Source organism: Paraburkholderia sprentiae WSM5005, from assembly GCF_001865575.2.
Lineage (GTDB): Bacteria > Pseudomonadota > Gammaproteobacteria > Burkholderiales > Burkholderiaceae > Paraburkholderia > Paraburkholderia sprentiae.
In genome coordinates this window covers 41441-67080 of the sequence record NZ_CP017565.2, presented here as the reverse complement: position 1 = coordinate 67080, position 25640 = coordinate 41441, and the positions used below count along the sequence as shown (strand labels likewise).

Sequence of the window (25640 nt, the reverse complement as noted above, 5' to 3'; positions counted from 1 at the left end):
CTGCCGTTTCAGAAGCCGTAGGACGCGCGTTCTGCGTCCTGCTGGTCCTGGAAGCTCCTGGCGGCCGTCGCGCGATTCCTGTCATCCTGGTTGGCAATTGACTGCTTCTGCGCATCCTGTTGCTGCTTGCCGGCCGTCATCTGGATCAGATCACTCATCTGGCTCGACACAATGTCCAGGTAATGCGTAGTCATCTCGGCGGTCGCCTGCGCTGTCGGAGTGAGCGACAGCTGCGACTGCAAGTCCTCGCGGCGTTTGGCCAGCGTCTGGGCATGCACCATCACGTCATTGCCTGTCTGGAAAAGACGCGTCGCCTCGCTGTCACGCTGGTTGTAGAGCGTCGCCATGTCCGCGAACCACTGGTCATTCGACTTGCCCGAGCGGGAAATCAGGGTCTGCACGTGACTGATCCACTGACTACCCTGGCTGAGGTCTCCGTACATGTCAGTGAGAGTGCTCGCAAGCTGCCTGTACTTGCTGATGTCGCCCGTGATCTGGTCGTACTGTGCCTTCATGGCAGCCGGGTCGAGATTGGTCGCCTGCAGCAGCTGGTTAGCCATCATCTGGTACTGGTAGGCGATGTTGCTGTCCTGATAGATCTCGGTCTTGACGGCCTTCGCCGCGGTGATGATGTTCTGTGCGAGGTTCGACGCGTCAATGACGGGCAGCACGGCATGCGCAGCTTGCGACATACCGAGCATCAGGCCTGCGCCGAGCGTCAGGCGGCCAAGGATCTGTTTCATCGTTGATTTCCTTTTTTTCACGTCGGGTCAGTCGAGGGTCATCATTTCGCGCAGGTACGCCTCGCGCCAGTCCGGTGCGCCGGGCGCGTAGTGCCTGTCGAGCACGGCTTGCGCGCGGCCATCGGAGCGCAACATCGCCAGCGTTTCCTTCGGGAAGCTCGCCTGCAGCATTCGGGTCTGGTCAGGCGTCACCCACAGGTAGTCCCGGTTCGGCACGGCGTTGGCCAGCATGTCGATCTGGTGTTCCGTCAGCCCAAACAGATCGCGATACAGATGCAGATTGTTCTTTGCATCCTTGTTGGGCAAATAGAAGATGTTGGGGATGTTTTCCTTGAGAATTTCAAAGTTCGGTATCCGCGCGACCTGGGACAGCGACTGCGTCGCGAGCAGTAAGGTCGCATTCAGCTTGCGGATCGTCACCGCCCAGATTTCCAGCCGCTGGTAGAAGCGCGGATACTGGAAGAAGAAGCCCGCCTCCTCGACCTCGATGACGGTGTAGCGCCTGCCGTCAAGCCACTGCGCGATCCGGTAGAACGCGTAGTCCATGAAAAGTGCCGCGGCGACCGGATAGTTCTGGAACAGATCTCCCATTTCAATCGAGATGTCGTCGGACAGTGAGAACGCGTCGTCGACGTGATCGAAGAAGCGACCGTTCTTCTCGCCCTGTGTCCATACCGCAAGCCGGTCGCGCAGCTCCGCCGGCAGAAGGGCGTTCAGGTTGGACAGTGTCCACAGTTCGCGCGCGTAGCCTTTGCCGAGGACGGTAACCTTCTCGAAGATCGTGCGTTGCTGTTGCGGCGAGCATCTGAAGTCATCGTCCTCGATCGCCATCTGCACCCACTCGGCAACGTACGCGAAGTGCTTTTCATCATGCAGGAGCGAGAGCGGATTGACCGAGGTCGAGGCCTCGAAGCGCCCCGTCGCGTCGACGAATTTTCCACCCGCGAGAACGGTCGGGATGCGGGTCGAGCGGTCCTTGTCGAAGCGGATTCGCCGCGCCTTGTGGCGCCCGGTCTGCGAGACGAGGAAATTCAGGAAGATTGATTTGCCGGCGCCGATCGGGCCAATCACGAGTGCGTGCGACTTGCCGCCCGGATGGTGCAGGCTCACACGTTGCAGCGTCCTGTGACGCGTGGGCAGCATCGTAAGTGGCCCCGTCTTCTCGCCGGACTGCTGCGTGAGCCACGCATTGACCGTATCGCCTTCCGATACGCTGCGCACCGGCGCAATGTCGGAAACAGCGGGTGTTTCGACAAACTGCAGGCGCCTTTGCTGGTCCCACCGGCCCGGCAATGTCGTCTGCCATGCGGCAAAGAGATTGTCCCGCTCAAGAATGACGCCGAACCCCGCGTTACCGATGCGGCCGATCACCTCCCGCGTCGCGTCGTCGCACTCCTCGAGCGTATCGCCATAAACGATCACCGAGATGTTCGCAAAGCCGAACTGCTGCCCGTCCGCGACGAGTTTGGCCAGCGCCTTTTCCGCTTCGTCAGCGAGGCGCTCCCGCCCCTCGTCGTTTTTCTGCTCCTCTTTCGAGAAATACGCCTTGATGATCGACCACGGGTTGAACGCGGCGACCTTGTAGAACTTGCGGATCTTCTCGATGTACGCGCTCGCCTTCGTCGTGCTCAGAAAGCGGAACATCACGCACATATCCAGTTCGGCGTCGACTTCCGCGAGCACGTCGAGCGCCGCCTCCTGAAAGCCCATCCACTCTTTCACGGCGACGATCTTCGCGTACCGTTTGCCGTGCGCCGATTCGAACATCAGCGTGTCGGCACCGATCGTGACTTCGCTCTCGGTCAGGTGGGTATCGAGCATCGTGACGGGATACCGGACGCGCCGCGGAGGCACCGATGGATTGGCCGCCTGATGGAGGAACGCGAGCGCGTTCTGCAACTGCAGACGCTTCATTCTCAGGCGCGTGACCCCGCCCTTGAACGCATCGATGACGCCTTCGAACCGCTTGATGTCCGCGGTCAGCCGCTCGATATCGAACGCGAAGGCACTTCGCGCGAGCACCGAGTCCTTGACGGTCTCGAAGATGGCCAGCGGCATCGATTTGCCGCCCACCGTCATGTGGTACGCGACCTTCTCGAAGATCTTGTTGACCCCGGTTTCGGGCGTGAAGGCGAGCGCAAGTGAGTGCGTGTTGCGGAAATATCGGCCGCTGGCGACGTGGGCGCGGTTGATTTCGTCGACGCGCGCGTCCATGGACGACTCGAACGTCCCGCCGATGTCGCCTTTGACACGCCGGTGAGAGAGCTTCCACCATGCGGTGATGCGGTGGTCGAAGTTCTTGCATGCGTGATCCAGGTTATCGCGCGCGGCCGAGATGTCGGATGCGTTCGGGCTGTCGGCGTCCACGCCATCAAACGTATAGACGGTCAGCAGCGACCCGTCCTTGTCGAGGATCAGTTCGGGCGTAACCATCGTCGCCCATGGGGCGATTTCCTGGATCGAGCGACGCTTCAGACTTTTCTTCAGCATGGCAGGTCCTGGTCGAAACCATAGGGCCGTTTGAACCGGGCCGAAAACCTGGTCGTCGGCAGTGGCTCATAAACGTCCGCATAGCGGTTGTAGACGAGCATGACCTGTTTCCACCACGGATCTTTCGAGCTTTTCCAGCGCAACAGCCAGTGAACAGCGATGCCAACGACGAGAAACGTCGGCGTCATGCTGGTGTAGCAGAGCAGCATGGTCATCGTGCCGTTTGCAATCGCGAGTCCGCGATCTGCCCCGCCCATCTGGCGAGGCAGCGAAAGAGAACGGCTCACGCGTGTGGGCTGACGCATGGGGACTCAGGTGCAGGTATAGGTGACGTGAAGATGGTTTTTCACGATCGGAATGGCACACGCCGCGAGGCCGAGGCCAACGAAGACTGTGGAAATGATCTTGCCGATCGTGCTTTCCGAATTGCCGATCGCGACGGCGCCGACGATGATCAGCACAATGCCGATGCCATACAGCCAGGGGCCACTGATATAGGCCGAGATCAGACAGATGACGTCCGTCGCCGAGCCGAGATCGGTCAGGTCGGTGGCCGAGGCGAAGGGTGCCATCGCGGTGAGCGATGCCGCAACGACGGTCGAACGCAGTTCCCGGCGCGTGAGGAAACGCGTCCAGATAAAGCGGCTCAACGCTCGCGCGCGCGCGCGCGCGGTTGCGAGAAACTCAGGCAGGTATTTCTTCATTCGGCAACTCCGATGGGTTAGAAAACGCGGTTGAGAACGTAGTCGCCGTCCTTGAATCCCCGGATTTCCAGGATTTCAGAAACGTGACGCAGCTCGCCTGTACGGCGAAGGTGAATGACGTAGTGGAAGCAGTCGGCCACTGCCTTGCGCATATCCGCCAGTTCCCAGCGGCTACCCGGCGGCACGCCGAGCATGGCGAGACTTTCAAGGCGGCTCAGACCGCCCCGCGCGTCGTTCGAGTGGATCGAGCCCATGCCGCCGTCGTGCCCGGTGCTCAGTGCCTGGATAAAGTCGTAGGCCTCGCCGCCGCGCACTTCGCCCACGATGATCCGGTCGGGCCGAAAGCGCAGGCACAGGGCGACGAGCAACTGGGTGGTCACACCCTTGTCTGGGTTCGACAGAAGCCGCACGCGGTTCGGTGCGCTCAGCTTCAGTTCCATCGTGTCCTCGACCGTGATGACGCGTTCGTCCTCGGGAATCTGGGCATTGAGCGCGTTGAGCAACGTGGTCTTGCCCGAGGACGTGCCGCCAGCGACGAGAACGTTGCGGCGGGATCGGACCATCGCGGTCAGGGCCTCACGCAGGGCATCGTCCTGGATGCCCGGCGGGAAGAGATCGAGTTCCTTGTCCTGGCGGGCGTTCACAAGGGAAAACGCCCCCATGTTCACGTAGTCGTGAAGCGACAGGTGCTGGTCACGATGCTTGCGGATCGACAGCGCATTGCCGTCGATCGCGGTGGGCCGCATCACCGATGCGATACGCAGGTTCTTGTGACCCGCGTTGATAATGCCCTGCGCGGTGCCAGCGACCGCTGACTTGTCGACCGATGCCGCCAGCGCGCTGATCGCGCCGTCAAGCACCGCTTCATTGAGGGCGAGATCCAGCCGATGCATCTGGCCGCGGCGTTCGATCCAGATGTTGCTGAAATCGTTAATCATGATTTCAGCGACGTCGGGCGCGTCGAAGTACTCGCGCAACGGACGCAGCGACTCGAAAAACATGCGTACCGCGCTCTCTTCGAGCGGGCGCAGTTTGAGCAGGGGATTCTCGGCAGCTTCTGACATGCTGCTATTGTTCAGGCTGGCTGCGACCTGAAGCGGACCGAAAGAACGATCAAATCAGCGAGCTTTCGGGGGAAGCGTCGTGCTGCGCGTCGCCGACGATAGATGCCTTGATGCACGCGGCTGTGCATCGCGCCGGGCTCGCTCGCGTCAGCCGGCTGATGGGTTTAACCCGGAAAGCTCACAAAAACCGTATAGCTTTCGGGGCTAACTGCAGCTGGAAATTGTGGATATGTCCGCGGCGCAATTGCCTTTCCAATCATCAATTCTCGATGGCAAGAACAATTCCGTTTTACACAAGCCCGCAGGCCGCCCGTGCCCGCCGCTCGAAAACCCTGCTGTTGCCGATGCCGCGCGTCCAGGCGGATGAACTTTCCCTGCAGGTGCACATAGCCCTCGATGCAATGCGACGAGCTCAAGGCAACGTGAGCGCCGCCCAGACACTGTGCCAGGTGATGATCCTTGTGGGGCTGCTGGCGGAAGCCGGATACGGCTCGGCAACGTTCGAACAGATGCAGCGCGCCGAAGAGGTGATTGCCTCGGCATTCGACCGCGGTCGCGATAGAGGTGTGTGGATGCTGGATGATGATGGCTTCGCGCAATTCGCGACGATCGTCAGTACCTACGACCTTCAGCTTCGGCGCGCGCCAGTCGCCGCGATCGCCGACGCGAGCGACAGACTGGACCGCTTCCGCGCGGGCGACTCATTCGATCAGATCGCCCCCAGGCGGACATGAACACCGGTTCGCACCCAACGTGCACGGTTTCGAATACGGGTTTATACTTACCCCCGTCTCCTCCATGTCTCCGCTGATATGGATTCAGCCCGCCTATGTGCGGGCTTTTTCTTGCCTGCTTTCACTGCACAGCACAACGATGAAAGGGAAAATCGCAGACGGCGAGGCGCGCGAGCGGCTCATCATCTGGCTTCGCCGGCGAATGGACGAGTTCGGCATTACGCTCGAAGCACTCGCGCAGTCGATCCAGCATGACATCGACCACCCGCCGCTTTATCGCGACGCGCGCGGCAACGAATGGAACGGCGTGGGCGATATGCCCGACTGGCTGCGGGCGGCCCGAAATGCCGGCGTCAATCCCGACTTCTTCCGTATTGAGGCGAGGCCAGCTCCACACCCCGCCGCTCAAACCGGTGAGATCGACCCGCGCCAGCTTGACCTCTTCTTCTGAAACGGAGAGAACAGGCGAAAAAAAACCCGGCGCGCGGCCGGGTTCGGGTTAAGGAGATGGACAACATCGTCACTAACAGATCACCTCGACCGTCTCGCCAAATGGCGGCTTCTTCGCGCGCCTGAGCGGCGTCGTCGAAGCCCACAGCACGGGATAGTCCGGAGGATCGTCCGGAAAGCGGCCGTCCATGTCGGTGAGATAGACGAGGAAGGCCGGCCGGATGCCCTCTTTCGCCAGCCGCTCGAACGGCTCGACGAACGACGTGCCACCGCCGCCGCGCACGGGTAACAGGTCAAACTCGACCGCGTCGCCGCGCTCGAAGATCTGTACCTGTGTCACGCGCGTGTTGCAGTCCATCACAATCAGCCGGCGCGGCTGCACGCCAGCATTCACAGCGATGATTTCCGCAGCAAACTGCGCCTGCGTCTCATCCCACACCGAGCCGCTCGAGTCGCGAACGAAAACAGCATCACCAACTGCTGGCTCGTTCAACGACGGCAGATACAGGCCCATGTGCAGATAGCGGCGATTGGGCATCGCGAAGCTGTAGTCAGTCGGCGACGATTCCTGCGCAAAGCGGTGCAGGATCGGCCGCCAGTCGACCACGGGTTCGACGGCATCCGTCGCCATCGCTTCCAGCGCTCCGGGCAGCGCGCCACGCATCCTGGCCGCTTTCGCGGCCTGCAGCACGGCCACCTTCCAGTCAGCTTCCTTCAGGGCCTTGTCCTCGCCGGTGTACTGGCGGACCTCGCCACAGGAGGGTGCGGCATCGGGAGTCGCGTGAGGGTTGGGGCTCGCGCCCGGAGTGGTCGCGCCGTTCGCGTTGGTGGACTGTGGCGGGCTGTTGCCCCCGGTTGCGCCGTCCGGCTGCTTCGGCGGTTGAGCCGATTGCTGGCCAGACTGCGCATCCGGTTTGCCACCGTCCTGCTTGCCCTTCCCCTCCTGCTGCTGCTTTTGCTGCTTTTCCTTCTGCCGCTTCTCCTGCGCGAGGATTCCATAGATCTCCTCGGCCGATTTGCCCCTGAAACGGGCATCGACGAGCGCACGCTTTGGTAGCAGCATGCCTGCCTCAAGCACGATCGGATTGATCGCATAGTCACACGCGTCGTTCCAAAGTTCCGGATCGCGATCGCCCTGACGCCAGCAGTGGCCGTTGGCCACGTGCAGCACCTCATGCGCGAGCACGCCCCGGGTCTCCAGATCGTTCAGGCCACCGAGGTAGGCCGGGTTGTAGCCCAGCGATTCCCCGTCGGTCCAGAACGTCTTGCAGGACGGATCTTCGAGAACCTTCAGCCGGAGCGCGAGCGCCCCGAAGAATGGCTGATCGAGAACCAGTGCGGTGCGTTGCCTCGAGATACGCGGGTCCATGGCCGCCTCACGCGACGAGTCGCAGAAGCGGGGTGGGTTCCGGCTGCGCAACCTGCTCCAACGGCGCGAACGCCGCAGGCTGATGCGCCATCGGCTCGGGCGCCCCGCCCATGAACGCTGCCATCAGCCCCTCGATTTCGGAGGCCTTGGCCGCGACCTGTGAGCGCAGCACGCGCGATTCCTTCAGATCCGCGCCGGTGTGAACCGCGAGATGCGTCTTCGCCTGCTCCAGGATGTGGTTGAGCTTCGGATCGTTCGTGAAGTTCAGCTTCGGCAGCAGCTCGCACAGTTCGCGCACCTGGTTGGTGACGCCCAGACGAACATCGGTGGCACCGTACAGCTTGTCGGCCAGTTTCGAGACCGCTTCGTACAGACGCCCGACCAGATCGTTGTTCGCCGTCGAGATCGAGGCAAGCACGTGCTGGTCGATTTCCGAACGAAGATCGGTCAGCACATCGGCAGTCAGATCGACGCCAAACTGGCTCGCGTCAGGAAACGGCAGCACGGCGAGCTTCACGCCGAACTTCTCCGACATGCGGGCAAGCGTGGGATAGTCCGCCTCGTTGAAGAGCCCGTTTAGTTCCACCCGTGCCTGCTCCTTGAGGTTCAGGTAGTCGGTCAGAAAGACGGAAACTGCGAGGTCGAACTCGTCTTTCATCTTGCGCATCTGGTCGGCGAAGTCCATGTAGATCGTCGTCGGCAGAAGGCGCACGCCCAACTGGTCGTACTTCAGCGAGTGGTCGTAGTGATAGCGGCGAATGCGAGTGCCGATCGACACCACTTCCTTGTAGCTCGGCGCATGTTCGGGCAACAGGCGCTTGTTGAAGCGCCCGATATCCTTCGCCTGATGGTTCTTCTCGACTTCTTCGGTCGCTTTCACGTCGAAGCAGCGCGCCTGCCAGGCAGACACCGTGACGGCCGAGAGCATGACGCGGGATTTCAGTTCAGTGATGTTCATGGAAAACTCCAGGATAGAAAGGGATTGGATGCAGCAAAAGAAAAAAGCCACGGGCCGCGCGTGGCGGGCCGTGGCAACAGAAAAAAGCGGAAAACGGGAAAGGCGCGCGCTTACTGGCCGCGGATGATCTGACCGAGTGGACCACCCTGCGCACGGATGAACGCGTACGTGTTCTGCAGTTCAGGCTTGCGCCGAACCGCGTCGCGCGCGAGAAGCGCCGCAAATTCACGGCGGCCCGCATCGATGAGCCGGTCGTTGTAGGTCAGCACGCGGTCGAAGTTGCCTTCGGTCGAGTGCGCGGCCAGGGCTGTGCTGATCGCGTAGAGCGCGGCGGGCGTTTCCGGAATCGCCGCATTATCGGGTGAAAGGATGATGGCGTCGGGCGACGGCAGCTCGCGGTAGATGGCCAGAAAGCTCATCAGTTCGGTCGCGGCCGCCTCGCCCACCGATCCCGCATAGGAGATCAGTTCAAGCTCCTTCGGCACGACGCCCATCGTCCTCGCGACGAACCCCCAGGTACGGGGACTCGGCGCATTTTCGATGTCGCGCGACGTCTTCTGCACGGACAGCAGATCGGGGCGGAAGCGCAGGAACGCGATCAACTCCGGAGAGATGTGGTTTTGCACTGCCCACGCTGTCCAGTCGTCGATCGTTGGCTCCAGTTCCACGACGGTTGCGAAACGCGAGATCACGGGATCGAGGATGCCCGTCACGCCCGCGTTGTCGTTGCGCCGGTTGGTCGCCGCAACGAAGGTGACGCAGTCAGGCAAAACGTGCTCACCGATGCGACGCGCAAGCAGCAGCTGCATCTTTGCTGCCTGCACGGCGGGCGACGCCTGTCCGAGATCGTCAAGGAACCAGAGCAGAGGCGACGTCGCCCGCAGAGCGCGCTCAAGGTCACCGAACGGCAGGAAGCGGGCAATGTTTCCATTGGGAAACGGCAGGCCTTTGGAGTCGGTCGGGTCCTCGACAACCGGGTGGCTGATGAGGAGCTCATGACCAGTCGCTCGTGCTGCCTGGTCGACGATATCGCTCTTGCCGATGCCAGGTCGGCCGGTGATCAGAACCGGCAGACGCCTCGGAATGAACGAGGTGAGAAGCTGGATGAGTTGCGAAGGATTGACTTTCATGGGGGAGCCTTAAACGGAAAATGCCCCACGAAACGACGCCCCAGGGGACGTGGTCCCAATTGGGCGAGTTGAGTGCCGCTTGCGCGGCCGTTCGATGCGTCGATCGACGCTGGATAAAGCGTTACGCGTGCGCGCCGGTCAATGCCGCCACTTGCGCCTGCGTAAGGGTTTCGCGTGGGACCGACGTCTCGCGCGTGAAAATCATCGCGCCGTAGAGATCGGCAAGGCAACGTGCCTCGACGCACAGCACCAGCACGTCATCATCGGACACGGCGGGTTGCGGTTGCGCCAGACATTGATTGCGATCTCGATCTGCGCGATCGAAACATCCTGTGCTCCGGAAACAGCGCTCGGATGGTTCATGGGAAGAGTCCTCGAAGGAAGCGCCCCTGAACAACGCCCGAAGGGACGCGATCCCCAGGGGCAGAGTTGTTGCCGGATCTCCGGCGGGTCGATGCGTCATGGACGCGGGTAACAGAGCCAGTATGAGAGGCCCCCGCGCGACGGTTTTGCCCGAATGATGAGCAGATTGACCCCGCTTAGACATTTCCCGTCGGGCCGGCGGGCGAAAAAAAAGCCGGCGCATGCGCCGGCTTTGGTTCAGGAAAGGGCCGTCAGAGCAACGCTGTCTGCGCGGCTCGTGCTGCATCGATTCTGGCAATCATCGCCGCTTCGTGCTCACGGTGCCGCCGGGACTTCTCTTCGCCGACGCCGTTGTGCTGCTCGACCACGTAGGCGAAACAGACAGGATTGGCCGGACCACGCCACGCCGTCCAGGCCTCCATGATCCGCGCGCGCACGTCGGGCGTGCATGCGAAGTACTCGCGACGCAGGCGACGCCACTGTTGGGCGTACAGATCGCGCATGCGTTGCTCGCTCTGGAACAGCAACCGTTCGCGCCGTTCCCTCTCTTCGTCGACCGAAAGCGCCTGGGGCGCTTCGATCTGATCGCTGAAGAGCGGGTAGGCACGCTCGATGTTTTCGCGAGCCCGCTCCTGGCGACTCAGATGCAAGGCTTCCATCCGCGGCGTCCACCGAAGACCTTCCGCCTTGGGAGTACGATCGAAGCGCATGATCGTCTCCCTCAGGCGGCAAGCCGTTCGAGCATCGCGCGCGCGTAGTCGAGCGTGCCATCCTTCGCCCGCAGCGTGCGAGCCTGGCCGAGCTCGGGGTTGACGAGCACGTACTGCCGGCTCGCGCCCTTGCGCCAATCGCGGATTTCCCGGAAGCCAGACGCGATCGCGTCCTCGACATGCGTGGCGCCATCGATGACGACGCCATCGGCACGCTGGTACTGTGCACGCTGCGCGGCCTGCTTCGCATACTGCGTGTCCTCGGCCTTGCGTGCTGCCGCCTTGCGTTCTGCGTCGGCAGCCTCCCATGCAGCCTGCGCCGTGGCGTCCATTCCGCACAACGCAAAAATCGCGCGACGGCGATCCTTCGCGTTCATTGAGCGCAACTTCACGCCGTAGTGCTCTTCGATCGCGCGCTTGCTGCTGCGGTTACGCGTGTCAGGAGTGTCAAGCACCTCAAGCAGTAGCGACAGGTCACGCTGTTCGAGCGCGACGGCCATCCTGTTGGCCCATTCGAAGGTCTCGCGACCGTGCGAAAGCAACGCCATTTCGCGCTCCAGCCTGTGCCGGCGCGCAGTCGTTCGCCCCTGCGTACGCTCCATGTCAGCGTGGTCCAACGCTCTGTCCCGCCTGGAGTCGGCCAGAATCTGGCGCAGCCGCGCGGCAAAGGCGTTCACCGGGGTGCCCAACGACGCAGGTTCGTTGAACATCGGCGGAAGCGCGTCCACCGACAGGATGCCCGCCTCGAACAGCGCGTCGTCTACCTCGACGAAGCTGCACGCGCTGGGCAGCCCGCTGACGGCGGCCACGATCGCATCGACGTTCCCAGCCGTGATCGGCTGTTTTGCCGCGCGCATGACGGAGGCAACCCAGCGATGCTTTTCGGCTGGCAGGCGCCCGCGCAATTCCAGCACGTTGAGCAACGGCTCGGCCCATTCGAGATCGTAGCGAAACGAGCGATCCATCGTCCGATAGTCGTCCAGCACGGCCTCCGGCAAAGGCTCGTTGCACAGAAGCGCGTATGCGACGTGCACTTCGTGCCTGCCGTTCGTACCACCGCTGGGCGCGGGCGGGCCGCCTGCGCCAAAGCCGAAGCGCTCGATTGCAGCGTCGTGCAGCAACGAAGACAGGTTGAAAAACCGGCGCGAATCGCGGGCTGCGACCCTTTCCGCATCTATCTGGCTGCTGGACAGGAAGCATTCCGGCGAGCGTGCGAGTTCGAACAGGCCGAACAGCTCCTCCCAATGCGCCGGGCGGATCTGCCACGGCTTCGGATCGACGCCATACCTGGACAGCCAGTCTTCGCGCACCTCGTCGAAGAGCGACGCCACCACCTCGGCTGCCGTGCCAGCACGGCGAATCGCCAGCTTGCCGTTGTATCGAGTAATGGTTGTCGCACTCGCCTCTACGTGATCGCAATCGAGAGAAATCAGCGCGGTTTCGGTCGCCTGCACGCGTTCGTCGCGGAACAAGCCCAGCACGCCGGCGAGGGTTGCGACCTTGAAGAATTCACCGGGGATCGTCAGTGTGTACATGAGAGTTGGCTCCACAAAAAAGTTGGGGCCAACTCCCCATCCGGGGACGTTGGCCCCCTCAGGGTTGAAGTGTCAGGTCAGTCAGTCGATGTCGAGCATCCGTGAGACAACCGCGGCGATCGCCCACGCCTGCGTGCGCGACAACGTTTTGATGCGCAGCACCGGCTGGCTCTTCCAGTGGCCAGCTTCGCCGAGTGCGATGAACTGGACGAAGTCGATCTGGATGGTCCAGCCTTCGGAGTTCCCGCGCGCCACCGACAGCGCGAGCCGCCGGCGCGCTGCCGATCCGGCCGGCCAGTCGCGCGAGGCCGACAGCCCGTAGCAGTCCTCGTTCGGGTCATCGATGAAATTCGCCGCAACGATCCATTCCGGCTCGATCTCGGACTGGCGCAGGGTCCGGCCGATGTGACTGACAACCTGGCTGACGGTTTTTCCAGCAGGATCAAACGGCGTGCTGGCGTGCACGACCGGTGGTTCAAGAAGTGTGGACATGCGAGTCTGAAAAGAAAAAAGGCCACACCCGAAGGTGCAGCCTTTTAATGAATTAACGACCGGCGACGTCGCCGGTCAGCGTTGATAGTCAGATGTCGTTACGACATGCGTCGACGGGCGCGATCCGCCTTACGACCGTTGCGGTCCATGACCAGGCCAAGTACAGACAAGGCCACAGCCACGCCCAGCGCAAAGAAACTGAAGCCCATACTCATTCTCCGTTCATGGAAACCATGCCTACGTACAAGGTTAGCACAAAGGCCAGAACCAGATTGACCTCTGACAGGATGTTGAAAACCGACCAGTTAGACGTTGAGTGCCAGAAGCCGATCGCACCGATCACGGCTGCCGCAGAGAGGGTGTGCATGAATCGGCCGAATTGCTGACGTTGGTCCCTGGTCGGCGATTTCACCATACCGACAAGCTTTGGCCAAAGGCCGTTTCTCTCCGGTCGATCTGCCAGCTTTGACGCCACATGAAACGTTCCGTCGGTCCTGGCCTCAAGTTGCAGGGAGCAATCGGCGCCTCGCGCGGAAACCTTGGGCGGAGACTCCGACTGGGAAAGGTGCCGTATGACGAATGCGAGTCTTTCCGATATGCAGACCTGATCCAGATCAACGATAAACGTCGCCCGATCGGTCACGGTCAAGCCGGATGGGTACTCAACGACAATGTCGACGATTTCCATCGGGCCTCCTACCGACGTTCGCCACCGAGGCCGCCTGCAAGCCGCAGACCGCCAAGCAGCGCGTCGTAACCCTCGCGGGACGACAGCTGCTCGAGCGAAACCGCGTTGTCGCCACCGCCCGACAGGTCGGCACGACCGCGACGCGTGCGGAACGACACGGCGACCTTCTGGCGGGTCGGGGTGTCGGTAACTTCAAGCATGACGGCGGGAGTACGGAGGGTGACGCGGCAACCGCGATTGCGGCGAGCCCGCTCGGTGACAATTTCGTGCTCGCCTGAACGCAGACGCAGATCGCGCGCGACACGACGCAGCATCTGCGTCGCGTGGTGGGTAATGGCGGCGTCTGCTGCCGCGCCCGCACTGCGGCGGTCGGCATAGAACAGCTTGGGAACCTTGAGCATTTGAGCCTCTGAAAAAAGAAAAAGCGAGGTGCCCTTTCGGGAACACCTCGCGATGCAGCAGGGAGCCGGCAGGACCGGCTTTCTGGAAAAGGTCAGTGCGTGACGCGCAGACCCGAGTTGGAGGAAACGAGAAGGACGTGGTCGCCCGGTGCGAACTGCTGATCGTCCGGTTGAGTGACGACGAGCGTGCGTCCAGCGTTGGTACGCACGATGATTTCGAGGCCGGCGTGATGCGACAGGACCTGCGAGACCTTCTGCGAAACGATGCCCGACGCAGCACCGGTCAACGCACCCGCGATGTAGCGGCCGGTACCGTTGCCGATCGTCCGGCTACCGAGGAACGCGCCGACGCCCGCGCTGATCAGCGAAGTCAGCCCGGAATTGTCCGAGCCGGCTTCAATCGTGATCACGCGAGTGCGAACAACGGTCGCTTCTTCCATCGTGCCCGCGTGCCGCACGTCGCCGCGCTGATACGTGTTCGGCGAACCGAAATCGACACCGGCGCAAGCCGATAGCATGGATGCGAGAACGAGACTGACGATGATCTTGAACATGTGATTGCCTCAACGAAGAAGAACAAGAAGGGCAACCGTCCCGTCAGGGATGTCGCCCTGACGGGAATGAAAAAAGATCTGTTTGAGCGAACTGCGGCAAGACGAGGCGTCAGGCTCATGCTTCGAGCGCGAACAGTGAACCGCCCCGCTTACGACGAAATGCGAGTGAGGTAATGCAGGTCGACGCGACCGCATTTGACGAGCTCACGCTCGGCGGCGAACGGGATTTGAAAGTCGAACTTCACAGTTGCCGTTCCATCTTAGCCCCACTGTTCCGGGACCTTGAGAGGACTGCCAGAAATTGCCAAAGCCTTGGCGAGTTCCGGCGAGAAAGTGATCTGCTGCTGCATAGCGGCTCCAAAAAAATGGGAGCCGGTCCCGTTGGGATGGCTCCCAACAGGGTGACAGACGGGTTTGGCCCGTCGTGGACGACCGGCATTTGCCGGGCCAAGGTAAGAGCACTCCGGCAAGCCAGAGTGTTCTGTCGATGCGCAAAAGCGCGGGTGATGTTGCGAGTCTAGGGCAGTCCGTACCGTGCGCCGCCTGGAAACATCGAGAAAACGCCCTGGCTTTCCAGGTTCTGACGGATCCCACGTGAGCGCCAGCGAAAAAAAAGCGCTGGCCCCGAGGGACCAGCGCTGTTGCAGATTTCTGGCGTGCCCTGCCGCTCCGTGGAGGAGCGACGTTTTGACCGACTCAGGCGAACTTCAGGTCACCGTCGTCGGTCGCTTCTGGCCAGCTCAGCCAGACGAACGCGAAACCGAGCCCAAGCGTGTCAGCCAGCATCTGAGCCAGCTGGCTCGGGTCGTGACTGGCAAGGTATTGGCTCCCGTCGTGCATCAGCGTGGAACCGACGAAGTACACGGCGACAAACGTACCGGCGAGCAACGCGCGATTGCGCGAGGTCGGCTTCACGAAGAAGCCCCAGAAGAGCGTAAGCAGCGAACAGAGCGCGAACGCCCCGAACAGATGCTCGATGGCACCCGGTGCCCACCGTCCGAGGTAGTGGACTTCGTCCAGACGGAACCACACCTGATACGGCTCGGCAAAACCCTCGTAGCGGTAAAATGCCGCCAGAACGAGCGCCATCAGCGCGAGGATGAAGGCGGTCGCATGTGAATGCGCCGTGCTTGCAGTGCGCGCGAGCGCAGTTTTTGAGAAGAAATTTTTCAGCATTCTTGTGCTCTGAAAAATGTTTGACGGATGAAGCCTGGAAACGCAGCGACAGGCGCTGCTCTCACGTATAGCGCAGAGGATCCTCCATAAAAAAACCGCTCCCCGAAGGAACCGGCAGGTCAGTGTGCTGCTGCGGATTTCCGGCTCTTTCGAGCCTTCTTTTCCTTCGGCCTGGGCGCTTCATACCCGAAGCGCGCCCACACAGCAGGGTCAATCGGGATCGGGTTCGTGCGCCCTGTTGTCAGGTTCACGAACACCCCCGAATACTTGAGCGACCCGGTGCGAAACAGCGTCCACAAAAGATTGAACGCCTGCACCGCGATCGCGGAATTGATGACCAGCGACTGCTTTCGCAGCGCGTCAGCCATCGAGCAGGACGGCGTATCGTCGTCCGCGTCTTTCGAGGGGTCGATCAGGTCCGGGAACAGGTCGCCCACATGCGGCAAGCGCTCCCGACTGGTCTTCCTTCGGCTTTTTGGCATCGTCTGTCCAAGCACCACCTGCCCGCGGTCCGTGTCATTGCCGCAGTCGAGGTAATACGCGTGGGTCTCCCCGACGGTGTCGAGAATCGCCTTTCGGGCGGCACGCGTATCAACGCAACCAATCACGACATCAACATCGAACAGTGCCGTGCGGCCATTCAGGCGCTGCGTGACCGCACGCCAGTTGGTACCCATCAGCAGGTTCAGCCGGTTGACGACCAGCGGGGCCTTGAAGCTGCCCACGTCGTTCGGATAGAACCCCTGCCGTCCAACGTTGGTGGGGCTCACTGTGTCGTCGTCGTACACCGTGCACTCGATCCCCCCGGGGTGCCCCAGTTCGATCATCGCGTGGTGCAGGCGTGCGAGAGCAGGCAGGACAGCACTGCCCGTCCCGCCCGCGCCAACGGCAAGCACTTTCCAGGGGCGCTGGATCATGTGCGCCGGGATTTCATGGCTGATCGCGTCCGTCATACGGCCTCCGATACACGTGCAGCCTGATACCACGACGCCGGCGCGCGCTCCGTTTCCTCGAAGATGCCCTTGGCGCACAGGCGCACGGCGATACTCGGGGTTGCACGGTCACAGTTGCCAATGACAAGCGCCATCTTCACGTCATGCCGGTCATCGTCGTTGTCGGTCGACGAGAAGTACGCCGGATGCCTGCCATGCGAATGGCAGTCCATCACGAGCACTTCGTCGCCAGCGAGCGCCGGGGGCTGATACTTAAGCGAACCGCCGGTATGCGTGACGATGCCCACGGGCGCGAGCCGGAACGCGCGCGTCGATGGACTCCACACAATCCACGCCCCTGTCTCCAGGGGATGCACCTCGCGGGCCATCCCAGCGAACACACCCCCCAGGTCTGCCGGAATGGTGTTGCACAGCAGCCGCGTCGACGGCGTGACCCGTCCATACGGTATCGCCGTGCGAACAGTGAACCCGGCGATCTGGCGCACCAGCGAAAGCCAGGGCCGCCGGATCTCGAGGAACACGCCGTTTTCGGCGACCAGCAACCGCTCACCCGGCGCGTCCATCTCTGCGACCGTTTCGTTTCGGGGGACCATGACGGTCGGAAACGACCGTTGCAATGTCAAATCATGAATGTTCATTTCTAACCTTTGGGGCCCCGCGCGATGAGATCGCCGAGCGTCCGGTTCATGGGCACGAGACATTGCAGGGGGAACTGCTCGCCGTATTTGCCGGCCAGCATTTCCTTCCAGAACGCAAATTCGCCTCGTGGGTGATTGACGCGTTTTCCGCCCGCATTGGGATGGGTGAACGCGGATTCGAAAAAGCCGCTTTCCCAGCCGTCAATCGACGCGATGTCGATGCGGTCGGGAACACGTGCGGAGCCGATACAGATGGAACCGTGATCCCATGTGTTGAAGTACGGCGGCTCGAACAGTGGTGTGTCAGGTGTTGGTCGTGCAGCGCCGTCCACCGCATACACGTAGAAGCCGCTATTGCGGGCCTGGAAGATCAGACCCGGATGTGGCACCACCGCGGTGACGTTGCCAAGCTGGGGGCAGTCGAAAAACACCCGTCGCGTTGTCGGTCGGCACCACCACGTCACAGCGGTCCGGTCAATCGCCAGCACCGTCTCCGGCAGAAACTCGGCTTTCGCCGCGCAGCGTTCAGAAAGCGAGTCGAGCGCCGTGAACAGAGCGTCGCGGTCCACCGGTCGACCGGCATCGATGACCGGACGTTTGCCGGACACCGATACCTGGTGCGCCGTGGCGAATACCGGGCTAGCGGTCTCGCGCGCGTACGAATAGAGCAGGATTGCTCCACTCATCACCAGCTCTTTGGCATGTCCTGTCGAAAGGATCAGATTGTTCATCGTTAGGCTCCTGAGTCGTCGCGTGTGATCAAAGCCACCACGCGGTCGACCTGTCGAAGAATGGAAAAGCCCAACGACAGATCCGCGTACTGCCTGCGGATGTCATCGGGCGACTGGGCAAGTGCAATGAATCCGTGAAACAGGGATCCATCGCCGCCGCTGTTGAAGTACTCGTAGTGGGTGTCGAGGATGTCGCCGGTGTACACGTCGTCGCACGCTGCGATCGACGTGGCCGCGTAAATCACCTCCGGCCGGAAAGACCAGTCGAACAGTGCGCGACGGCCGGCACGGCTGAGCAGCACCGTCAGACGTTCCAGCTCCGCGCAAAGCGCCCGGACCCGGCCGCTCTGTGTCCAGACAAGACGCCGCAGCGCTTCGATGCCAAGCGCGGGATATGGCCGCCACGCATGATGTTTCGTGCTGTAGCGACCGATCTCCATGCTGGACGGGCAAAGCTCTTCGCGAACCACCGAGGGGAGGTAATGCTGGAACTCCTCAGGGTCATCGCCAAACCTGTCCTTCAGGTGGTCGATTGCATCTTCGTCGTCACACCACGGATCTCCGTCCCAGTTCCACTGGGCGAACATGGACAGGAAGTCATCGGGCGTACGCATGAGGAGCGTGCGGAACGCTGCGCGGTTGATCAGGACCAGCGCCGTAGCCAGCAGCCGCGGGTGCGCCTTACCAAGCGGAGTGGCGCGCTCCCCGATCACGTACACGTGATCCTCAGGCGTCTCGATACCCAGATACAACGGCGAGTCGGGTTCGAAACCGGATGCATCCGTCTGATACATGATCTGGTCCTGGACGCCATTGGTATCCAGGAGATACGGCCGGAAGCAGAGCCGCTTCATCGCGCCACACTGGCGGCGTATCCACGCAAACAACGCCTGAGCCATTGCGTCGCCAGATCCCGAAAAGGCCTTCACGTCTGCGGCCCTGAGCGGGCCCGACTTGAAGTGCTCGTCGACCAGCTTCGCGAGCTTACGATCGGCTGGCCACTTCATCGACGCACGCGCCGCAACGGCACGCGATACGTCGGGAAGCGTCAGAAAATCATGGGCAGGTCGACGTCGGGCAACGGCATGCCGCGGCGATTGCCAGCCGAGGCCGTCGACAGTGACGCCCGCATCAGCTGGCCGAGGATCGAAGAACATTGCTCGATCTCCTTGTCATGAAAAAAAACCGCCCTTTCGGGCGGTTCAGTGGAAGATTGCTTCGCCTCACCGGCGATGCATTGCAGGAGCGGGCGCTTACGCATCGCTGCCCTTTGCGCCTGCTGCACGCATGAACGTGTAGCGGGCGGTTTCGCCTTCATAGACCGGACCCTCGATTGCGGCCGTGGTCAGTTCGGGGTACTGGGCGGAATACAGGTCGCGCACCTCCTCGGGAGAAAAGGTCGGACCGGGGTCGACGAAGTTCACGCCGTTGTAGACGAACTCGCGCACCAGACGGGCAATGGCAATGGACATGGCAGACCTCAGGCGAGCAGGGAAAGAAGGTCAGTACCGGACGACGTCCCGGAACTGGCGGGCGACGCCGACGCAGCGGGCGCGGCCGACGCAGAGGGTGACGTGTAGTCATCATCGTTGTCGTCTTCGCCCTCCCCCTCATCGCCGCTGCTGGTGGCTGACGGACCGGCTTTAGCCGGTACCGCCCTGCCGCCTTTCGCGAGCGACTTCTGCGCCTTCGAAGCCTGGTTTTTCTCCGCTTCCTGCAGGATCGCGGTAGTTGCCGCCACCTGTTCGGACAGCGACGCATGAGCCGTCGAGTACGAACTGATTGCCGCGGCAAAGCCCTCATCGAGCTCCGCCGCCGTACCGGTGAGGACCAGCGGCTGCCGCAGCGCGGCGTCCTTGCCCTCGCCTTGCGGCACGACGACCACCGCCATGCGGTCATTGTCCATCTTCAACGTCAGTTGCAGCTTGCCGCTGGCTTGCACCAGCGCTTCCAGTTGTTGGAACATGAAAAACTCCATAAAAAAGAAACGCCGCGCGGTGGCGGCGTATACATATAGAGGGGAAACGGGACGCAGAACGCGCCCCGCGATCTCAGAACTTCAGCACCTTCGGCAGCTTGCCCTCGTAGTCGAATCCTTCGACCTTGAGCAGCGCCTCGATGACCTCCGGCTTCGATTTCGCGAAGACCTTCCTGAAGCTGTCGCCAAGCGCGGCGCGAATGCCGATTTCGTCGGCCAGCACCATCATCTCGGACTTCGTGATCAGCTCCAGAAACTCCTTGTCGAGCTTCCAGTGCTTCTTGAGGTCCAGCTTATGCGACTTGCACAGTTGCGTGAGATGCGTCACATCCAGACCTTCGATTGCGGCGAACAGCATTGCAATCATCAGATCGGCCTGCGAGCTTTCCTTCGCTACCTGCACGGCCTCGATGGCCTTGGGCAGATTGGACACTGGCGCCTCGTTGCCAACGATCCGCTCGAAGAACTTGCGGAACGCGGCGTCGTCGACCTGACGTGCATGGCCGCTCAGCACAACAGCAATGAGGTACTGGCGAGCCAGTTCATGATTCATGCCGATATCGGCCCGCAAGGCCTTGCGCCACAGCTTCACGCGATAGGCCTTCACCTTCTCGGACTCGGTAATGACCGTGATCGGGGGGGTCGTCGATGCCGGAGCGCTGGCTGACTTGCTGCCCGCGCCGCTAGCGCTTTTGGCCGCCGGTGCGGACTTCGCTCCGTCGGCTTTCTCGGGCTGCGTCGCAGCCTTTTCCGCCTGGATGCGAGCCGCCACCTTCTTCATGTTGCAGACGGTGTCGAAGCACTGGCCGCGATAGGCCTTGCCGACCGAATCCGGCAGGCCGCTCACGGCCGCGCCGTAGTTCGCGCAGGCATGGCAGGCTTTCGCCTGTTCAAGCCCGACGCCTTTCGGCCCGTCAACAGCAAGCTGCACGCGCGTGTTGTTGTCGCCAGCCCGCACGATGCGCACGGTCTGGAACTCATCGCGCAGGCCTGCGGCCGTCACCTCAAGCTGCTTCTCCGTTTTTGCGATGAAGCAGCTCCGGTTCGTACAGTTGCCGGTTCCGATCGCTTCGCCAAACATCTGCGCCTGCGTCGACGAATTGTGCGGACAGGCGGCACACTCCGTTTTGTCGAAGATGGCCGAAGCGAGCGCACAGGACGCCTGCTCGACCAGCTTCTTCACGTCGGCGACCGTGCGCTTTTCCGAGACCACGACAGGCAGTACCTTGTCCTGGTTTTCCTTGGACAGCGCCGCCAGCAGCTCCGCATGAGCGATGTTGATTTTCCGCTCGCTGAGTGCGTCGAGCACCGACTTCGAGCAGTTCAGCAGCGCAAGACGGCTGTCCAGTGTCGAGCGCGACCAGCCAAGAATCTTTGCGGTCACGTCGCGATCGCCGCCGTGCAGACCGAGCAGCTCTGCGGCATCGACAGCTTCTTCAGAAGGCGAGAGGTTGTCCCGCTGGATGTTTTCGGTGAGCGCAATGCGGCGCGCTTCGACTTCATCGACGTCCTTTACAACGATGGGCATCGGGTAGTCGTCACCGCGAGCATCCAGTGCGCCGCGGTAGCGACGGCCGCCGGCGATCACCTCGTAGTCGAAATCGTCTTCGGCTACGGGACGGACAATAATCGGCGTGTCGACGCCATGCGCGCGGATCGACTCGGTCAGTTCCGCCATCGCCTTCGGATCGAAGTACGTGCGCGGGTTACGACCGAGCTTGATGCGCTTCAGGGGTGCAGTAAGTTGTTGCATTGCAGGTTCTCCGGAAAGGGGAACCTGCCCCCTGTCGGGAGTGGTTCCCGATGGGGTCAAAGATGGTGCCGTGCTAGCCGGCGGTTCGATGCGTCAGGGACGCGGTAGATGGGACAACGATAGCGCTGGACCAAAGCCGGTAACAGGCGAAAAGGCCAGAAAAACCATGCAGCTTTCGCTCGCGCCAGCCGGCGCCCCGGCGGAGCCACTCGCCGAAGGCGACACACGGCCATGAGTCGACGTTCACTTCCTTGCAGGTGGTGACGCTCGAACGTCTCTTTCGCGCCACATTGCTGACGAAGAACCCCCAATCTGCGCAATTGTCGGCTCAGCGCTCGGGGGAGCGGGGCTTTCCATCGGCTTACCGCTAGTAAGTCATCTTAACGCTTCGGACTTCAGGTTCCTGAGGCCGAATGGCTTGCTCACGTTCAGCAAAGTCGCTGATTGACGCCTTCCCGGCGACCCGTGAGTTGAGCACATCGGTCATGGTTCGCCCGAAGGCGTCGACGACCCTGGTCGGCGTTTCTGCAAGAGTGTGTTCGAACAACAGCGCGTCGTGCATGGGCAAGACCACCGCCACGTCGCCGATGGAAGCGACCGCCAACAGCGCCCGCTTGAATATCAAGGACGCCGTTCCTTGGACTACTTGGCTGACAGCCGAACGCTGTTCTTTGCCCGTGAGCGGCCCCCCGCTGGCCCGTCGGTAGTGGTTGCCGAAGAGTGTGGCTACGCGACCGGTGCTCTGATACTCGGCCCATACGGACTTTTTCCATTCCTCGTAGCGCTGAAATAACCGGAATGCCTCCTTCGCCTTCTGTCGATCCACTCCGAGCGAGGAGGCCGCGTCGACTAGAGCCTTCCTACTCATTCCGTACGCGTAGGAAAGGAAGAGTTGTTTGGCGGCTTTCCGGTTGCCGACGAGACCCAAATGCGTGTTCGCAAAGAGATCGTACATATCGCCTGCAGCGTACAGACGCTTAAGCTCCTCGTCGCCGGAGAGGGCCGCCATTATGCCGACCTCGAACTGATCAAAGTCGACGTAGCTAAGTTGGGCACCAGCGCGCGCGCGGATGATAGAGCGGTATCGTTTCGGAATATTCTGGAGGCTGGGACTGCGCAGTTGGACGCGCGACGTGCGCGAGCCGAACACATCCACGACCGGTCGAGTGCTGTTGGTGGTCAACGTCAGAGAGCCGAGTACGCGCCGCGCCGTGTCGAGGGCGAGGAGTGCCTTGGTGTCCCCGCCGAAGTCGCGATCGTGTGGCACGAAGTCGAGAAGGTATTCGACCGAGACCTCGTCAAGTTCAAAGCCTTCCAAGAGCAGCTTGTCCTCTATGGCGCGCCTGCTCGGTGTCTCGAGCGGCATGTCGTGCTTCGCGGAATAGTTCTTGAGCATCAGGAAGTAGTCGTGCTCTGCCTGTGACCGCTTTTCCGAGAGTCCGGCTTCGTCGATTGAGATTCCGGCTGACATAGAAAGCTGCAGCAAACGGTATGCGGGCACCTCGACGGTGAAAAAGCGCTCAAGCTCGCTGTCGGTAGATGCTTGCCTGCAGAGGTGGAGATACATCGCCTCCATCGCCATCGCGGCCTTGGCCGCGATGGCGACATCGAATGCTGCGCCCTTGTTGATCATCTTCTGATAAGCGTCGCAGACTTCCTTTTCCGTCCCATACTGCTCCAAGTGTGTCGTCACGTCGCGCTTCTCGCGGAGGAGCCGGTCCTCGGGGACACCGCTGATAGAGATGCGGAATTCGTCAATGTCAACGATCGCGCCGGGCAGACTCTTCGTCTTGTCGAATAGCGCGTCCCGAATCATCCAGAAGTCGTGACATACCACGATTCCCTCGAACCCCACGATGCTTGCGACGTCGGTTTCCTGGACCTGGCCATCTTGGAACCAGTAGAAGGAATCAGCTCCCCTGCCGGTGAAGTCCTTCACGAAGAGCATTAGCCTGAAGGCCAAGTCAATCATAGCCGCTGACCTCGTCGACAAGGTTCAGCAGATCCGTGCTCTCGCGTACAGCGAACGGCAGGCCGTCCTCGTTGCAGTGACGCTCGGCCCTACGGCTAGTTTCCTGCAGAGAGGTCGGCACATGGCCATAGAGGGGACGCAACGCCTCTTTGTCAAGCACCGAGGAGGCGATCAAGAGGTAGCGGGCGTTCTGGTAAGGCAGGGTGCTGAACTCTGCAACGCATCTCTCAATGAGAGCCCGTTCTTCCACGCAGCGGAGCCAGATAAAGATAGCCGCCGCCTCCCCGGACTTCACGTCCTCACGCAACTTACGGTCGGCCAGTGCCACCAACTGGTCGGATCGGTGCCTCCGCACCGCGAGCAGCATCCAGATGTTGTAGTTCTGCCAGTCGTGAATGGCCCCGTCTTCTTCAAGCAGGAACGCCTCTAACGCTGGCAGGCAGCGACCGGCGCGGTCCAGGGTGGCTATCAGCCGACAGTATTGGTCGGTTGTGACCGCGTGCTCGGACAGCGAGCGCGACAGGGTGTTGAGCAGGTTGATCGACAGTGCTTCGCCTACGTCGAAGAGTCCGGATTCGACGATCTTTCCCACACGGTTCACTGCGAAGCGGAAGGTCCGCGTCTGCGAGTCTCCGGCTGCGATGCATCGGCTTAGAATGTCGAAGATATAAGTCACCGACCTAGTCACGATGCGGCGACTGCGGGACTGCCACATCTGGTTGATTGCGATCGTGGAGCTGTCTTGTGAGGGGAAGTACTCCGCAATTTTGACGCTGGGAACATCCGGGGCGAGAATCTCAGTTTTGTTTGCGTTGATGTTGAGACCAACTGTCCGCAGCTGTCTGATTAGATCCTGCAGCGCGCGTCGAGCGTGGAGCTCGGAGTCTGCGATGATACGAATGTCGTCCACGTAGCGGTAGTAGTCGTAGCCCCTCCTCGTCATCTCTCTGTCCACTGACGACAGCAGAATGTTGGACAAGAAAGACGAGGCGTCGCGGTTCTGCGGGAGGCCGTGGTCCCGGCTGAACGTCCATTGGGTGAGTAGTCGGTCGAGAGTGGCGATCGCGTTACGGATCTGCAGTTTCTCGGGGCCGGTCGCGACGAGGTTGGGGACCGCGTTCTCGAGTGCGCCTACGATTTGCGCGCGTGACACGTTCTCAAAGAAATTGCTCAGATCGGTGACCAGCAGATGGCGTCCTGATCTGCGGAAGGTCAGCGTCACGCCCTCAAACGTGAACCAGCGGTCGATCTTGTTTTTGAAAAGGTATTTCGCGTCCAACGGTGCCGGGTCGTACCGGTAGCTCAGCACTCGATGGCCGAGGAGAGGGTCGTAGTACGGGATTAGGAAGCTGCAAATCGCCTGATAGACGAAGCGATCGAAGAAGTCGGTCTCCAGCCCGTAACGCTCCCCGTATCCTTTCTTCGGTATGTTCCGGACGACGCTGCGAGTGCCTCGATATACGCCATTCCATTCCTGCAGGAGCGAGATAATGATCCGCTTCGCCTCGGCTGGATGCTTGAAGAGATCGTCGTACTGCAGACAATCGAAATACCAGTCGTCCCGCATATCTTGGCGGAGATGCTTCAGCACAAGGTCAAACTGCACTGGAAATCCGAGCGCCTGGCCGTTCAGCCAGAAAGCGGGATTGACTATATAGTCAGCCTCGTCACTGCTTTCCATTCCCGAGTGTATCCTCAATTTCACTGGGTTGAACCTCCAAACTACGGCATTTTTTTAGGCATATCGACAAAATCGACAGCAACGGCCGTCCGTGGCGATAAGCCGTATTGGACACGACAGAGCGGAAGAGCCGTCCTCCACGCGACCAACGTGTCGCCGTTCCGCGAGGCTTTGCGGCACTGCTCAAGCTCTGGCCTGCCTGAAATCTTGCGGCCGGCGTGTCTTCATAGACGATACCGCATCCGGCCTGCCCGAATACAACGCGTTGTAATTCTAGATGCTGGTCATCCACAGAAACAAGCGCATAGTCGATCCACTGATTCATTAACACAAGCAGAATGTTGAAAAGTTAACCAGAATGATAACTGCCTGC

At 61.4% G+C, this 25640-nt stretch carries 27 protein-coding genes; 2 read left to right on the top strand and 25 right to left on the bottom strand.

The genetic code is table 11. The features are described 5' to 3' along the window. Positions 1 to 8: 8 nt before the first annotated feature. Genes BJG93_RS33845 through BJG93_RS33825 form a run of 5 tightly spaced genes read right to left on the bottom strand, consistent with a single transcriptional unit; the run spans position 9 to position 5001 of the window. Complete coding sequence (locus BJG93_RS33845; protein WP_027196691.1) at positions 9 to 743, bottom strand: type VI secretion protein; 735 nt, start codon at positions 741 to 743, stop codon at positions 9 to 11. A gap of 27 nt (positions 744 to 770) precedes the next feature. Then, on the bottom strand, positions 771 to 3233 hold the full coding sequence (locus BJG93_RS33840; RefSeq protein WP_027196690.1) for a VirB4 family type IV secretion system protein: 2463 nt from the start codon (positions 3231 to 3233) through the stop codon (positions 771 to 773). Next, positions 3227 to 3538 (bottom strand): VirB3 family type IV secretion system protein, encoded by a 312-nt coding sequence (locus BJG93_RS33835; protein WP_027196689.1) that lies wholly within the window; start codon positions 3536 to 3538, stop codon positions 3227 to 3229. Before BJG93_RS33835 ends, BJG93_RS33840 begins: the two co-directional genes overlap by 7 nt. A gap of 6 nt (positions 3539 to 3544) precedes the next feature. Then, complete coding sequence (locus tag BJG93_RS33830) at positions 3545 to 3937, bottom strand: hypothetical protein (RefSeq protein ID WP_027196688.1); 393 nt, start codon at positions 3935 to 3937, stop codon at positions 3545 to 3547. Positions 3938 to 3954: 17 nt separating this feature from the next. Next, positions 3955 to 5001: a CpaF family protein gene (locus tag BJG93_RS33825; protein ID WP_027196687.1), complete on the bottom strand. Its 1047-nt coding sequence runs from the start codon at positions 4999 to 5001 to the stop codon at positions 3955 to 3957. 269 nt (positions 5002 to 5270) lie between these two features. On the opposite strand from BJG93_RS33825, the gene BJG93_RS33820 reads away from it, so the two are divergent. Together BJG93_RS33820 and BJG93_RS33815 are read left to right on the top strand one after the other, a co-directional pair. Next, positions 5271 to 5735 (top strand): hypothetical protein, encoded by a 465-nt coding sequence (locus tag BJG93_RS33820; RefSeq protein WP_027196686.1) that lies wholly within the window; start codon positions 5271 to 5273, stop codon positions 5733 to 5735. A gap of 64 nt (positions 5736 to 5799) precedes the next feature. Next, on the top strand, positions 5800 to 6186 hold the full coding sequence (locus tag BJG93_RS33815; RefSeq protein WP_231337709.1) for an H-NS family nucleoid-associated regulatory protein: 387 nt from the start codon (positions 5800 to 5802) through the stop codon (positions 6184 to 6186). 72 nt (positions 6187 to 6258) lie between these two features. Here BJG93_RS33815 and BJG93_RS33810 read toward each other — a convergent pair whose 3' ends face one another. From BJG93_RS33810 to BJG93_RS33715, 20 genes are all read right to left on the bottom strand, one after another. Continuing rightward, on the bottom strand, positions 6259 to 7554 hold the full coding sequence (locus tag BJG93_RS33810) for a vWA domain-containing protein (protein WP_027196684.1): 1296 nt from the start codon (positions 7552 to 7554) through the stop codon (positions 6259 to 6261). A 7-nt stretch (positions 7555 to 7561) separates the two neighbouring features. Further along, complete coding sequence (locus BJG93_RS33805; protein ID WP_027196683.1) at positions 7562 to 8512, bottom strand: hypothetical protein; 951 nt, start codon at positions 8510 to 8512, stop codon at positions 7562 to 7564. A 110-nt stretch (positions 8513 to 8622) separates the two neighbouring features. Then, positions 8623 to 9642, bottom strand: a complete 1020-nt coding sequence (locus BJG93_RS33800; protein ID WP_027196682.1) for an ATP-binding protein — start codon at positions 9640 to 9642, stop codon at positions 8623 to 8625. A 121-nt stretch (positions 9643 to 9763) separates the two neighbouring features. Then, positions 9764 to 9913, bottom strand: coding sequence for a DUF3717 domain-containing protein (locus BJG93_RS36615; RefSeq protein WP_407675371.1), 150 nt, complete (start codon positions 9911 to 9913; stop codon positions 9764 to 9766). Positions 9914 to 10256: 343 nt separating this feature from the next. Beyond that, on the bottom strand, positions 10257 to 10715 hold the full coding sequence (locus BJG93_RS33790; RefSeq protein ID WP_027196681.1) for a hypothetical protein: 459 nt from the start codon (positions 10713 to 10715) through the stop codon (positions 10257 to 10259). Positions 10716 to 10726: 11 nt separating this feature from the next. Beyond that, positions 10727 to 12250 (bottom strand): hypothetical protein, encoded by a 1524-nt coding sequence (locus tag BJG93_RS33785; protein WP_027196680.1) that lies wholly within the window; start codon positions 12248 to 12250, stop codon positions 10727 to 10729. A gap of 81 nt (positions 12251 to 12331) precedes the next feature. Then, positions 12332 to 12715 carry a hypothetical protein gene (locus BJG93_RS33780; protein ID WP_231337708.1) on the bottom strand — a complete coding sequence of 128 codons (384 nt, stop codon included), beginning with the start codon at positions 12713 to 12715 and terminating at the stop codon, positions 12332 to 12334. Between the two features lie 238 nt (positions 12716 to 12953). Further along, positions 12954 to 13430: a hypothetical protein gene (locus BJG93_RS33775; RefSeq protein WP_027196678.1), complete on the bottom strand. Its 477-nt coding sequence runs from the start codon at positions 13428 to 13430 to the stop codon at positions 12954 to 12956. 8 nt (positions 13431 to 13438) lie between these two features. After that, a complete protein-coding gene (locus BJG93_RS33770; protein ID WP_027196677.1) occupies positions 13439 to 13831 on the bottom strand; it encodes a hypothetical protein in 393 nt (130 codons plus the stop codon). A gap of 92 nt (positions 13832 to 13923) precedes the next feature. After that, entirely contained in the window at positions 13924 to 14385 is a 462-nt protein-coding gene (locus tag BJG93_RS33765; RefSeq protein ID WP_027196676.1) for an outer membrane lipoprotein, read from the bottom strand. A gap of 696 nt (positions 14386 to 15081) precedes the next feature. Next, positions 15082 to 15561 carry a hypothetical protein gene (locus BJG93_RS33760; RefSeq protein WP_027196675.1) on the bottom strand — a complete coding sequence of 160 codons (480 nt, stop codon included), beginning with the start codon at positions 15559 to 15561 and terminating at the stop codon, positions 15082 to 15084. 119 nt (positions 15562 to 15680) lie between these two features. Then, positions 15681 to 16514: a PRTRC system ThiF family protein gene (locus tag BJG93_RS33755; protein ID WP_027196674.1), complete on the bottom strand. Its 834-nt coding sequence runs from the start codon at positions 16512 to 16514 to the stop codon at positions 15681 to 15683. Next, the gene (locus BJG93_RS33750) at positions 16511 to 17152 is read right to left on the bottom strand and encodes a PRTRC system protein A (protein WP_027196673.1); all 642 of its coding nucleotides are present in this window, start codon (positions 17150 to 17152) and stop codon (positions 16511 to 16513) included. Before BJG93_RS33750 ends, BJG93_RS33755 begins: the two co-directional genes overlap by 4 nt. 2 nt (positions 17153 to 17154) lie before the next feature. Then, entirely contained in the window at positions 17155 to 17883 is a 729-nt protein-coding gene (locus BJG93_RS33745; protein ID WP_027196672.1) for a PRTRC system protein B, read from the bottom strand. A gap of 2 nt (positions 17884 to 17885) precedes the next feature. After that, positions 17886 to 19040 (bottom strand): PRTRC system protein F, encoded by a 1155-nt coding sequence (locus BJG93_RS33740; protein WP_051374360.1) that lies wholly within the window; start codon positions 19038 to 19040, stop codon positions 17886 to 17888. 96 nt (positions 19041 to 19136) lie between these two features. Beyond that, positions 19137 to 19355 carry a PRTRC system protein C gene (locus tag BJG93_RS33735; protein WP_027196669.1) on the bottom strand — a complete coding sequence of 73 codons (219 nt, stop codon included), beginning with the start codon at positions 19353 to 19355 and terminating at the stop codon, positions 19137 to 19139. Between the two features lie 8 nt (positions 19356 to 19363). Beyond that, the gene (locus BJG93_RS33730) at positions 19364 to 19849 is read right to left on the bottom strand and encodes a PRTRC system protein E (protein WP_027196668.1); all 486 of its coding nucleotides are present in this window, start codon (positions 19847 to 19849) and stop codon (positions 19364 to 19366) included. Positions 19850 to 19934: 85 nt separating this feature from the next. Beyond that, positions 19935 to 21614, bottom strand: coding sequence for a PRTRC system ParB family protein (locus BJG93_RS33725; protein ID WP_027196667.1), 1680 nt, complete (start codon positions 21612 to 21614; stop codon positions 19935 to 19937). A 367-nt stretch (positions 21615 to 21981) separates the two neighbouring features. After that, positions 21982 to 23586: a DNA polymerase gene (locus BJG93_RS33720; RefSeq protein ID WP_051374359.1), complete on the bottom strand. Its 1605-nt coding sequence runs from the start codon at positions 23584 to 23586 to the stop codon at positions 21982 to 21984. Then, positions 23579 to 25267 (bottom strand): RNA-directed DNA polymerase, encoded by a 1689-nt coding sequence (locus tag BJG93_RS33715; RefSeq protein WP_027196666.1) that lies wholly within the window; start codon positions 25265 to 25267, stop codon positions 23579 to 23581. Before BJG93_RS33715 ends, BJG93_RS33720 begins: the two co-directional genes overlap by 8 nt. Positions 25268 to 25640 lie beyond the last annotated feature (373 nt).

Coding starts and splice junctions, on each gene's coding strand:
- BJG93_RS33845 (WP_027196691.1), bottom strand. CDS start 743: ATGAAACAGATCCTTGGCCGCCTGACGCTCGGCGCAGGCCTGATGCTC.
- BJG93_RS33840 (WP_027196690.1), bottom strand. CDS start 3,233: ATGCTGAAGAAAAGTCTGAAGCGTCGCTCGATCCAGGAAATCGCCCCA.
- BJG93_RS33835 (WP_027196689.1), bottom strand. CDS start 3,538: ATGCGTCAGCCCACACGCGTGAGCCGTTCTCTTTCGCTGCCTCGCCAG.
- BJG93_RS33830 (WP_027196688.1), bottom strand. CDS start 3,937: ATGAAGAAATACCTGCCTGAGTTTCTCGCAACCGCGCGCGCGCGCGCG.
- BJG93_RS33825 (WP_027196687.1), bottom strand. CDS start 5,001: ATGTCAGAAGCTGCCGAGAATCCCCTGCTCAAACTGCGCCCGCTCGAA.
- BJG93_RS33820 (WP_027196686.1), top strand. CDS start 5,271: ATGGCAAGAACAATTCCGTTTTACACAAGCCCGCAGGCCGCCCGTGCC.
- BJG93_RS33815 (WP_231337709.1), top strand. CDS start 5,800: ATGTCTCCGCTGATATGGATTCAGCCCGCCTATGTGCGGGCTTTTTCT.
- BJG93_RS33810 (WP_027196684.1), bottom strand. CDS start 7,554: ATGGACCCGCGTATCTCGAGGCAACGCACCGCACTGGTTCTCGATCAG.
- BJG93_RS33805 (WP_027196683.1), bottom strand. CDS start 8,512: ATGAACATCACTGAACTGAAATCCCGCGTCATGCTCTCGGCCGTCACG.
- BJG93_RS33800 (WP_027196682.1), bottom strand. CDS start 9,642: ATGAAAGTCAATCCTTCGCAACTCATCCAGCTTCTCACCTCGTTCATT.
- BJG93_RS33790 (WP_027196681.1), bottom strand. CDS start 10,715: ATGCGCTTCGATCGTACTCCCAAGGCGGAAGGTCTTCGGTGGACGCCG.
- BJG93_RS33785 (WP_027196680.1), bottom strand. CDS start 12,250: ATGTACACACTGACGATCCCCGGTGAATTCTTCAAGGTCGCAACCCTC.
- BJG93_RS33775 (WP_027196678.1), bottom strand. CDS start 13,430: ATGGAAATCGTCGACATTGTCGTTGAGTACCCATCCGGCTTGACCGTG.
- BJG93_RS33770 (WP_027196677.1), bottom strand. CDS start 13,831: ATGCTCAAGGTTCCCAAGCTGTTCTATGCCGACCGCCGCAGTGCGGGC.
- BJG93_RS33765 (WP_027196676.1), bottom strand. CDS start 14,385: ATGTTCAAGATCATCGTCAGTCTCGTTCTCGCATCCATGCTATCGGCT.
- BJG93_RS33760 (WP_027196675.1), bottom strand. CDS start 15,561: ATGCTGAAAAATTTCTTCTCAAAAACTGCGCTCGCGCGCACTGCAAGC.
- BJG93_RS33755 (WP_027196674.1), bottom strand. CDS start 16,514: ATGACGGACGCGATCAGCCATGAAATCCCGGCGCACATGATCCAGCGC.
- BJG93_RS33750 (WP_027196673.1), bottom strand. CDS start 17,152: ATGAACATTCATGATTTGACATTGCAACGGTCGTTTCCGACCGTCATG.
- BJG93_RS33745 (WP_027196672.1), bottom strand. CDS start 17,883: ATGAACAATCTGATCCTTTCGACAGGACATGCCAAAGAGCTGGTGATG.
- BJG93_RS33740 (WP_051374360.1), bottom strand. CDS start 19,040: ATGTTCTTCGATCCTCGGCCAGCTGATGCGGGCGTCACTGTCGACGGC.
- BJG93_RS33735 (WP_027196669.1), bottom strand. CDS start 19,355: ATGTCCATTGCCATTGCCCGTCTGGTGCGCGAGTTCGTCTACAACGGC.
- BJG93_RS33730 (WP_027196668.1), bottom strand. CDS start 19,849: ATGTTCCAACAACTGGAAGCGCTGGTGCAAGCCAGCGGCAAGCTGCAA.
- BJG93_RS33725 (WP_027196667.1), bottom strand. CDS start 21,614: ATGCAACAACTTACTGCACCCCTGAAGCGCATCAAGCTCGGTCGTAAC.
- BJG93_RS33720 (WP_051374359.1), bottom strand. CDS start 23,586: ATGATTGACTTGGCCTTCAGGCTAATGCTCTTCGTGAAGGACTTCACC.
- BJG93_RS33715 (WP_027196666.1), bottom strand. CDS start 25,267: ATGGAAAGCAGTGACGAGGCTGACTATATAGTCAATCCCGCTTTCTGG.